Annotated in this window: 8 protein-coding genes; 2 read left to right on the forward strand and 6 right to left on the reverse strand. The window is 66.5% G+C overall.

The genetic code is table 11. The annotated features are described in order from the left end of the window. The 4 genes from ribD to Q0U08_RS15675 form a co-directional block, all read right to left on the reverse strand. The coding region (ribD, locus tag Q0U08_RS15660) for a bifunctional diaminohydroxyphosphoribosylaminopyrimidine deaminase/5-amino-6-(5-phosphoribosylamino)uracil reductase RibD (RefSeq protein ID WP_298092474.1) at positions 1-866 on the reverse strand (866 nt) is incomplete at its 3' end. A gap of 17 nt (positions 867-883) precedes the next feature. Beyond that, positions 884-1,231, reverse strand: coding sequence for a hypothetical protein (locus tag Q0U08_RS15665; protein ID WP_298092475.1), 348 nt, complete (start codon positions 1,229-1,231; stop codon positions 884-886). Positions 1,232-1,421: 190 nt separating this feature from the next. Then, positions 1,422-2,093: an energy transducer TonB gene (locus Q0U08_RS15670; protein WP_298092469.1), complete on the reverse strand. Its 672-nt coding sequence runs from the start codon at positions 2,091-2,093 to the stop codon at positions 1,422-1,424. A 254-nt stretch (positions 2,094-2,347) separates the two neighbouring features. Further along, the gene (locus Q0U08_RS15675; RefSeq protein WP_298092470.1) at positions 2,348-3,679 is read right to left on the reverse strand and encodes a glutamate--tRNA ligase; all 1,332 of its coding nucleotides are present in this window, start codon (positions 3,677-3,679) and stop codon (positions 2,348-2,350) included. 108 nt (positions 3,680-3,787) lie between these two features. On the opposite strand from Q0U08_RS15675, the gene Q0U08_RS15680 reads away from it, so the two are divergent. Further along, positions 3,788-4,723 (forward strand): ribose-phosphate pyrophosphokinase, encoded by a 936-nt coding sequence (locus Q0U08_RS15680; RefSeq protein ID WP_298092476.1) that lies wholly within the window; start codon positions 3,788-3,790, stop codon positions 4,721-4,723. Positions 4,724-4,765: 42 nt separating this feature from the next. Here the strand turns inward: Q0U08_RS15680 and Q0U08_RS15685 are convergent, their stop codons facing one another. Continuing rightward, a complete protein-coding gene (locus Q0U08_RS15685) occupies positions 4,766-5,098 on the reverse strand; it encodes a pilus assembly protein PilZ (RefSeq protein WP_298092471.1) in 333 nt (110 codons plus the stop codon). A gap of 26 nt (positions 5,099-5,124) precedes the next feature. Then, the gene (locus tag Q0U08_RS15690) at positions 5,125-5,661 is read right to left on the reverse strand and encodes a sterol desaturase family protein (RefSeq protein WP_298092472.1); all 537 of its coding nucleotides are present in this window, start codon (positions 5,659-5,661) and stop codon (positions 5,125-5,127) included. A gap of 141 nt (positions 5,662-5,802) precedes the next feature. On the opposite strand from Q0U08_RS15690, the gene sucC reads away from it, so the two are divergent. After that, positions 5,803-7,002 (forward strand): ADP-forming succinate--CoA ligase subunit beta, encoded by a 1,200-nt coding sequence (sucC, locus tag Q0U08_RS15695; RefSeq protein ID WP_298092473.1) that lies wholly within the window; start codon positions 5,803-5,805, stop codon positions 7,000-7,002. Positions 7,003-7,229: the final 227 nt, after the last annotated feature.

The raw sequence follows: 7,229 nt of genomic DNA on the forward strand, positions 1-7,229 counted from the left end.
TGCGCGAGATCGTCCAGCCCGATATCACCCAGCGCCGCCCGCCCCCGCCCGATCAGTATGGGCGCACGGTACAGCAGCAGCCGATCAACCAGATCGGCACGCAGGAACGCCGCCGCGGCTTGTGCGCCACCCTCCACCATCAGGTGATCCACGCCGATTAGCCCGGCAATATCCTCGGGCGTCGCGACATGCTCCCATCCCGGCTCGGCCGTGCGCGACAGCAGCACCCGGCGCGGGCTCCGCGCCTCCAACCCTGCCAGCCGTACATCGAGCCGCGGCGCATCCGCCGCCAGCGTGCCGCGCCCGACCAGAATGGCCTCGTGCCGGCTTCGCTCCAGATGGGTATGCGCCCGCGCCGCCGGACCCGTGATCCAACGACTCCGGCCGTCCGCCATCGCGATGCAGCCGTCTAGCGAGGTAGCGAGCTTCAGCGTGACGTGCGGCCGCCCCGCAGCTTGCCGCATCAGGAAACCCGCGATCATGCCGCGCGCCTCGGCTTCACGAACCCCCTCGACCACCGCGATCCCGGCACCCCACGCCCGCGCAAAGCCGCTACCGTTTGTCCGTAAATCGGGATCGCCCATCGCCGCCACGATCCGCGCCACACCCGCGGCGATCAGCAGATCGGTACAGGCCGGCCCCCGCGCCGACACATGCGCGCACGGCTCCAGCGTCACATAGGCCGTCGCGCCGCGCGCCCTTTCACCGGCCTCCGCCAGCGCCATCGCCTCGGCATGGGGGCGCCCCCCCGGCTGCGTCCAGCCGCGCCCGATCACGCGGCCCTTCGCCACGATCAGGCAACCGACGCTCGGATTGGGGGCCGTGCGCCCCCGCCCGCGCGATGCGAGCGCCAGCGCGGCCCCCATCCAGCGATGGTCTTCGCTCAGATACCCCACCGGCTCAGCGCGTCGTCCACCTTCTTGAACTCGGCGCGCTTGGCCTCCTCAGCGGCCTTCTGCTCGGCCAGCATCTTCTTTTTCTTGAAATAGTCGATCTTTTGCTGCGCGATGATCTCGGCATCGGTGCGATCGGCCGACCATTGCTCGACATAGACGATGTCGGGCTTGTACGGCGCCGGCACATAATCGTCGCGTGCAAAGGCATAGACGAAAAAGCCGGTGATCCCCACCGCCAGCGCCAGGAAGCCCAGTTCATAAGGCTGGCGATACGATAGAAACAGCCGCAGATCCTGATAGGCGCGACGGGGCGAAAAGCGGTCGAAGAACGACATGGGCACCAAGATAGGGCTTCAGCGGTCAGGGATAAAGAGCCAAACACCTGCTCCCTCTCCCCTCTGAGGAGAGGGTTGGGGTGAGGGGCCGCCAAGCAGTGCAGCACTGCTGGTCTACCCCTCACCCTTCCCACTGCCTGCGGCAGCGGGCCCCTTCCCTCTCCCCGCGGGGCAAAGGGAGCAACTGCCATCAATCCTCCAGCACGAACGTCACGGACATCGTCCGCCACGCTTCCTCGGCGACCCCATCGCGCATCGCCGGCTTGAACCGCCACTTGGCCAGCGCCCGGTCGCGCGTCGCGCGGCAAAAGCCGTCGGAGGTCGCCGTCACGCACTCCGCCTGCCGTACCCGCCCGTCGGTCCCGACCAGCACGCGCATCTCGACACGCCCCGCCTCGCCCATCCGCTGCTCGGCGGACGGATAAGGCGGCTGGAACTGCCCGGCATAGCGCGGATCGACCTGCGGCCCGGTGAATATCGATGCCGGCTTGGGCGGATCGACCGTGCGCACGGTGCCGGTGCCGCCGATCACCCCGCCCTCGACCGGCGGCAGCGGCGGTGGTGGGGGGAACACCGGCCCGAACGGCGCGACATCGACGGGCAGGATGGTGAGGTCGGGTATCGGACGCGGCGCCGGCTGCGGCTCGACGCTATCGCGCGGTTGGGCTTCAGGGGGCAGCGGTTCGGGCGGCGGAGGCGGGTCGATCGGGATGTTCACCGTGTCCAGTGGCCGGTCCGGCGGCTTCTTGAACACCGATGGCGGATTGGCGAACAGCAACGCGCCGATCAGGACAATATTGACGCCCACTGCCACCGACAGGCTGGCCGGGTGGAACTGACGTGCATGACGATCCGCATACATGACGCTTGCCTCCTTGGCTGAACGATCACTCCTTGAAACGCTCTCCGCGGCACAACACCGCCACGGGACGTTATGGTACATCATAACTACTCATCAGCAAGCGTCCGTTTTCCTACAAGACGCCGCTTTGCTATGATGCTGGAATGATCCGGTTCATGCCCGCCATGTCCCTGCCCGCCGCCGGGCAGCGCGGCGGGATCGGAAGTGGACACGGGACCGGGGGTGTAGTGTCCACTTCCGCGGGAAGCCCGCGTTCAGCCGGCAACGGCCCCGAGTCGCGCCATCGCCCGCTCACGTCCGATCAGCGGCAGCAACTGGCCCATGTCCGGCCCGTGCGCCCGTCCGGTCAGCGCCAGGCGCAGCGGCAAGAACAGCGCCTTGCCCTTGCGCCCGCTCGTGCCCTTCAGCCGGTCGGTCAGCGCGTGCCACGGGTCTTGCGCCCAGTCGATCGCCCCCGCTGCCTCGGCCGCTTCGGCCAGATAGGCGTGGTCTTCCTCGGCGATATCGGCCTCGATCGGCCCCTCGATCACGCCCCACCAGTCCGTTGCTTCCGCCACCGTCGACAGGTTCGGCCGCACCGCGTCCCATTCCGCCGCACCCATGCCTTCCGGCAACCGCCCGACGACCGCCTCGAACGGCAGTTGATGGACGATGCGCGCGTTCAGTTGCGCCAGCTCGGCCTCGTCGAATCGCGCCGGCGCCCGGCCGAAGCGGGCAAAGTCGAACGTCTCGATCAGCGGCGCCATCTGCGCCACCGGCTCCACCGGATCGCTCGTCCCGATCCGCGCCAGCAGCGCGCGTACGGCTTGCGCCTCCAGGCCCAGCTCGCGGAAGTGATCGACCCCGAGCGACCCCAGCCGCTTGGACAGTTTGCCCTCCGCCCCCGTCAGCAGCGCGGCATGCGCGAAGCCCGGCGGCGTCGCGCCCATCGCGTCGAACATCTGAAGTTGCAGCGCGGTGTTGGAGACATGATCCTCGCCGCGCACCACCTGCGTCACGCCCATGTCGATATCGTCGATCGCCGATGGCAGCATATACAGCCACGATCCGTCCGCGCGCCGGATGACGGGATCGCTCATCGTCGCCGGGTCGAAGCTCTGAGACCCGCGCACCGCATCGTCCCACTGGATCGGCGCGCCGTGATCCAGCTTGAACCGCCAGTGCGGCCGGGCTCCCTGCGCCTCCAGATCGGCCCGCTCCGCCTCCGACAGCCGCAGCGCCGCACGGTCATACACCGGCGGCAAACCGCGCCCCAGCAACACCTTGCGCTTCAGGTCCAGCTCCTGCGCCGTCTCATACGCCGGATAGATCCTCCCCGCCGCCACCAGCTCGACGAAACGCGATTCATACAGCGCGAACCGCGCCGACTGCCGCATCTCGTCGTCGGGCACCATGCCCAGCCAGGCCAGATCGGCGCGGATCGCCTCCACGAAACGTTCCTCGCTGCGCTCGGCATCGGTATCGTCGATACGCAGCAGGAAACGGCCGCCATTCGCCTGCGCATACATCCAGTTATGCAGGGCGGTGCGGATATTGCCGACATGAAGCCGCCCGGTGGGCGACGGCGCGAAGCGGGTCACGGTCATGCACGCGGCCATAACCGGGGCCTGACCATGCGGCAAAGCACTTTGCGCTTATGTGACACCGCGGGTAAGGGGGCGCGCATTATGACCGGGCTGCGGGGACCGACGAGCATGAAGTTGATGACGGGCAATTCGAACCTGCCTCTGGCGCAGGCGATCGCGAACTATCTCGAGGTCCCGCTGACGGAGGCGCTGGTGCGGCGTTTCGCCGACGAGGAGATCTTCGTCGAGATCCAGGAAAACGTCCGCGGCGAGGACGTGTTCGTTATCCAGTCGACCGGCTATCCCGCCAACGACAACCTGATGGAATTGCTCATCATGATCGACGCGCTGAAGCGCGCGTCGGCCAAGCGGATCACCGCGGTCGTTCCGTATTTCGGCTATGCCCGCCAGGACCGGAAGCCGGGTCCACGCACGCCGATCTCGGCCAAGCTGGTCGCCAACCTGATCACCGTCGCGGGCGCCGACCGCGTGCTCTCGGTCGATCTGCACGCCGGGCAGATCCAGGGCTTTTTCGACATCCCCACCGACAATCTCTACGCCGCCCCGGTGATGTCGGCGGACATCCACGCCCGCTTCCGCGGCAAGAACCTGATGGTCGTCTCGCCCGACGTCGGCGGCGTGGTGCGCGCGCGCCAGCTCGCCAAGCGCCTCGACAACGCGCCGCTCGCCATCGTCGACAAGCGCCGTGAGCGGGCGGGCGAGTCGGAGGTGATGAACATCATCGGCGATGTCGAGGGCCGCTTCTGCATCCTGATCGACGACATCGTCGATTCGGCCGGCACGCTGTGCAACGCAGCCGCGGCACTGCGCGAGGCGGGGGCCGAGGACGTCGTCGCCTATGTCACCCACGGCGTGCTGTCGGGCGGTGCGGTCGCGCGGGTCGACGGCTCGGCTCTGCGCGAGCTGGTCATCACCGATTCGATCGGCAATCACGAGACGATCGACGCCACGCCCAAGATCCGCCACCTCGCCATCGCCCCCCTGCTGGGCGAAGCGATCAAGCGCATCGCGGACGAGACCAGCGTATCGTCGCTGTTCGATTGATGCCCTGAACCCTCTCCCCCGGCCGGGGAGGGGGACGCCGCCTCAGCGGTTGCCCAGCCCGACGATATGTTCGAACACCGCCGGGTGCAGCGGCTTGGCGAAGGCGCAGCCATATTTGAACTTGTCCCGCCACGCGACCACCGCCTCCAGCGGTGCCAGGCCCGGCAGCGTCAGCCACACCACGGTCCCCGGCCACAGCGTGAAGCTGGTCTCCGCGCGAAAACCCTGCTGCGACAGATCGACCACGTCGATCTCGAACCGCGTCTGTCCCTTGTCGCGCAGATGCGCACGCATCTTGACCTTGCGGCGCAGCGACTGGCGAAGTTCCTGGCCGTCGACCGGCTCGAACGGCGGGGTGAAGACCGGATGTTCCATCGCGACTCGCTCTACGCCCGGAGTGGTTACTTTTCCGAAAACGCTCCCGCCTCCGCTTTGCCCCTCTCCGCTTTGGGTTCCCGAACGCCGGCATGGCGCCGCCGCTTCAGCTCGGCCTTCAGATCCTCCGGCCTTGGCGCGACCAGGAAGCCGAAGCTGACATTGCCCTCCTTCGTCTCCACCACATGATGCAGCCGGTGCGCCTGCACGATGCGCTTCATATAGGTCGATTTCGGCAGATACCGGGTCGGCAGCCGGCGGTGGACGATCACGTCGTGAAAGCCGAAATAGATCGCGCCATAGGCCGCGATTCCCGCCCCGATCCAGGTGAAGCCCGGCCACCAGCCAAGCTGCGCCCCCCCCAGGATCATCACGAACGAGGGCACCGCGAAGATCGCGGCGTACAGGTCGTTCAACTCCCAGTTGCCGGTGCGCGGGCGATGGTGGCTTTCGTGCAGGAACCAGCCCGGACCATGCATGATCCAGCGGTGCGCCGCATAGGCAAAGCCCTCCATGCCGATCACGGTAGCGACGAAGAGCAGGATGCCGGTGGACCAGGACATGCGATCATTGACTTTCTAAATATATTGCGAAGCGTTTGCAATAATACCCGCTATTCGGCAAAATGCGGGGTGGATTCGCCCGCCCGCCTGTGCGAAAGGGCTGTCAACCGTCCTAGATAATAGCACAAGGCGAGGTCGCCCATGAACATTCACGAATATCAGGCGAAAGAACTGCTGGCGAAGTTCGGCGTACCGGTCCCCGCGGGCTTTGCCGCGCTGTCGGTCGACGAAGCCGTCGAGGCATCCAAGAAGCTGCCCGGACCGCTCTACGTCGTGAAGGCGCAGATCCACGCCGGTGGTCGTGGCAAGGGCAAGTTCAAGGAGCTCGGCCCCGATGCGAAGGGCGGCGTCCGCCTCGCCAAGACCGAGGACGAAGTGCGCGCCCACGCCACCGACATGCTCGGCAACACGCTGGTGACGATCCAGACGGGTGATGCGGGCAAGCAGGTGAACCGCCTGTACATCACCGACGGTGTCGACATCGCCAAGGAATTCTACCTCGCGCTGCTCGTCAACCGCGCGACCGGCCGTGTCTCGATGGTCGCCTCGACCGAGGGCGGCATGGATATCGAGACCGTGGCGCACGACACGCCCGAGAAGATCCACTCGATCGACATCGACACCGCGACCGGCTTCATGCCGCATCACGGCCGCTCGGTCGCCGCGGCGCTGGGGCTGACCGGTGACCTCGCCAAGCAGGCCGCCAGCGTCGCGTCCAAGCTGTACGATGCGTTCCTCGGCACCGATGCCGAGCAGATCGAGATCAACCCGCTCGCCGTCACCGAAGACAACAAGCTGGTCGTGCTCGACGCCAAGGTCGGCTTCGACGGCAACGCCATGTTCCGTCACAAGGACCTGATGGAACTGCGCGACACCACCGAAGAGGACGCGATGGAGCTGGAGGCGTCGAAGTACGACCTGGCCTACATCAAGCTCGACGGCGACATCGGCTGCATGGTCAACGGCGCCGGCCTCGCCATGGCGACGATGGACATCATCAAGCTGAACGGCATGTTCCCGGCCAACTTCCTCGACGTCGGCGGCGGCGCCAACAAGGAGAAGGTGACGGCCGCGTTCAAGATCATCCTGAGCGATCCGGCGGTGAAGGGCATCCTGGTCAACATCTTCGGCGGCATCATGCGCTGCGACATCATCGCCGACGGCATCGTCGCGGCGGCGAAGGAAGTGAACCTGCAGGTGCCGCTGGTCGTCCGTCTCGAGGGCACGAATGTCGAGAAGGGCAAGGAAATCCTTGCCAATTCCGGTCTCGCCATCGTCCCCGCCAACGATCTGGGCGACGCCGCCAAGAAGATCGTCGCCGAGGTGCAGAAGGTCGCTTAAGGCGCCTTCCCATCGCCGATGAGATAAGGGCCCGGACGGAAACGTCCGGGCCCTTCTTCGTTTTGGAAAAGACGGGTGGCGCACAGGGCCATCCACCATACCCTACTTGCGAAACCCTCGCAAAACTCCCAAGTGGATCGCATTGCAATCCGCCATGGACAGGAAGGAGCCCCGATGAAGGTGCTGGTGCCGGTCAAGCGCGTGCTTGACTATAACGTGAAGCCGCG

It is taken from the genome of uncultured Sphingomonas sp., assembly GCF_946477935.1.
Classification (GTDB): Bacteria; Pseudomonadota; Alphaproteobacteria; order Sphingomonadales; family Sphingomonadaceae; genus Sphingomonas.